Source organism: Salibaculum sp., from assembly GCF_035270045.1.
Lineage (GTDB): Bacteria > Pseudomonadota > Alphaproteobacteria > Rhodobacterales > Rhodobacteraceae > Salibaculum.
Genome location: NZ_DATFIP010000009.1, coordinates 1 through 2,757, shown reverse-complemented (window position 1 = coordinate 2,757; position 2,757 = coordinate 1). Strand labels below are relative to the sequence as shown.

The 2,757-nt window shown below is 59.8% G+C and carries 3 protein-coding genes; 2 read left to right on the top strand and 1 reads right to left on the bottom strand.

All coding sequences use genetic code 11. The features are described from left to right. Positions 1-807 (top strand): methyltransferase domain-containing protein (locus tag VJ897_RS01895; RefSeq protein WP_324052729.1); only part of this gene is annotated, 807 nt, incomplete at its 5' end. A gap of 252 nt (positions 808-1,059) precedes the next feature. After that, complete coding sequence (locus VJ897_RS01890) at positions 1,060-1,755, top strand: DUF6639 family protein (RefSeq protein ID WP_324052727.1); 696 nt, start codon at positions 1,060-1,062, stop codon at positions 1,753-1,755. A 106-nt stretch (positions 1,756-1,861) separates the two neighbouring features. On the opposite strand, the gene VJ897_RS01885 is transcribed toward VJ897_RS01890, so the two are convergent. Continuing rightward, positions 1,862-2,134 (bottom strand): hypothetical protein, encoded by a 273-nt coding sequence (locus tag VJ897_RS01885; protein WP_324052726.1) that lies wholly within the window; start codon positions 2,132-2,134, stop codon positions 1,862-1,864. Positions 2,135-2,757 lie beyond the last annotated feature (623 nt).

Genomic DNA, 2,757 nt, shown 5'->3' with positions numbered 1-2,757 from the left:
ACCGCAGAAGATTACTACAACAGCGCGGACGCAAACGCCTTCTACGCCGCCATCTGGGGTGGAGAGGATATCCATGTCGGCTTCTATGAAAGTGACGGCGAAGACATTGCCGAGGCGTCCGCGCGAACCGTGCGCCACATGGCGTCGAAGCTTGATCTGAAGCCGGGCGCGCGCGTGATCGATATCGGTGCGGGCTATGGCGGTGCGGCACGCTATCTTGCGCGGGAGACCGGCGCGCCTGTCACCTGCCTAAACCTCTCGGAAAAAGAAAATGCGCGCAATCGCAGGCTGACCGCGGAACAGGGCCTTGAAGACAAAGTCGAGGTCGTCCACGGGGTATTCGAGGAGATCCCTTTCCCGGATAACAGTTTTGACGCGGTCTGGAGCCAAGAAGCCCTCCTGCATTCCGGCGACCGCACACGCGTGTTGAAAGAAGTCTCGCGCGTGCTCAAGCCCGGCGGAGATTTCATCTTCACCGATCCAATGAAGGCCGCGGATATCGATGACGCCCCTGCATACCAGCCGATCTATCAGCGGATCCATCTCCCCGATATGGCTTCGATCGGATTCTACCAAGCCACGCTGGAAGGCCTCGGTTTCGATACGGTCGAGATCGAAGACCTCACCCATCAGCTGCGCAATCACTATGCCCGCGTGCGCGAGGAACTGGAGTCGCGGCGCCACGCGCTGAAGCACCAGATTTCCCCGGAGTATGCCGAACGCATGCTCAATGGTCTGAAAGATTGGGTCGAGGGAGCCGACGCCGGGCAACTCTGCTGGGGCGTGCTTCACTTCCGCAAACGCTAGGTGCCGCCGATCACTGCGGCATCATCAAACGTCTGGAGCCTCCAGGAGCGGACGTAGCCGTCGGGTGACAGACCGGCGAGGTTGCGGACGGACGTGCCGGTCGCAGCACTAGCCATGCTGCGCCTGCGAAATGAATGCGTCGGCGTGTTGCCGAGCGATCGTTTGCTCGGCCAACATCGAATGTCTCGACTGGGGCAGAGTGTTTGAACCGGCCAGCTACCCGTGCGTTGACCATGAGATCGGGTAGGATAAATGATCGAAATCGCGAGGACATGCCGGATTCTCATTGTCTCAGTGCTCGTTTGCTCGGTGCCCAAGAATGCCGAGGCTCAGGCTCAAGTTCGGTGCGGCGGCCTGGAGATCACCGCCGAAGCCGCCGACAAGGCCGCGGCCGAGCGCGCCTGCAAGGCCGTGACCCGTGCAGATCACCGACTTCGGGAACTGGGCCTTGAGCATGAAAGACCGTTGTTGATCGAGGTTACCGAAGAACTCGATTTTGGCGCAGGGTACTGCATGGCGTATTACGACGCCGAGGCGGAAAGGCTGCAAGTCCTCTCGGAACCGTGCCTTGAAGACAACCCGCCGCCGGAAAGTGCTTTCCCGGTAGTGTCGGCGGCCGTGCTTTTCGAAAGTCTGATCCATCACGAACTGACGCATGCCTATCTCGACCAAACTCTCGAGGGACGCCCGCTGCCTCGGGCAGCGCACGAATACCTCGCCTATGCGATTCAGATAGAAATGCTGCCCGAGAGCGTGCGGGCGCAGTTTCTGAACGACGCGCACGTGAGCTTGCCGGCCACGATCGAGGAACTTAACGAAGCGATGCTATTCATGGCTCCCAGCCGGTTCGCAGCGGCGGCATGGTTCTATTTTCAACAAAATGGCGGTGGCCCCGAGGCTGTGGAGCGCGTTCTCGCGGGGCACGAGAACTTTCGTCGCAGTCGCTAGCGACAGCACACCACCAGTCGCCATGCAGGGTGAACCTGAAAGCGCCCGGTGAACGCGCCTGGCTTCCCGAGCACCTCCGAGTGTTTCGGATAGGAGTGAACGAGCCCTACTTAAAAGTCATATCGATCTCGTCTTCATACCACGTTTTGAGGCCGACCATCGGCTGTTCGCCCTCTTCGGAGAATGCGAACACATGAAATGCATCGTTGTGTATGGTCATCCGGCAGAAGCGCCCCTCTCCTGAAAGCTCTCCCGGACAGTCCAGCAGGTTTACATGATGTATGGCCGTCTCGAACATCTCGTAGGTCAGGGTGTCGGTATCTTGCGCGTTGGCTACCGAACCGATTAGCGAAGCCAGCGCCACAAAAGCTACTCTCATGACGAGATCCTCCTCGAATTGTGTGGATCAAGCCTAGGCGATAGGCGCGGCACGTGCAGTGACGACTATCAATCAAGAATTTTGATCAACCGACACTCGGACCGCTTCCGCGGGCGTTGGGTACCTCGGACTGGATTTGGGAACGAGCATATCCGGCAAACACGGCATTCGGTACCTGACAAACGAGAATGGCCGCGTCCGCTTCCGGCTCTAAGCTGACCTGCGGCAGCGCGGCGTGATGTCCACGTTCCGCCTCGGTTGAATGTCGGGTTTCGACCCCGACGCACGAACGGTTCGCGCTTGCAGAGAAGGTCCGGAGTCCGCCCTTCCTGTCGAATGCTGTGCCCAACGCGAATGTCGCAGAAGGGCTCCAAGCGGACTACTGCGGTGCAGCGATGTCGGTCGGACCCGTCGTTCGCAAAGCGGTCCTTGGTCGAGAGACAGTAGATTGTCAACGTCGGCGCGGTGCCGATGCCTGGTGCGGGAGGGCTGGTTGGAGACCTCAACATGTCCAGAATCCTGCTCCCGGCAACGAGGCCGGTACGTCCGCCATGGAATAAGGGCCGACTGATCGGTCAGAAGCGCCCCGCTCCTGCCGAGGCAGGTTTGGGCCATTCGTTCGT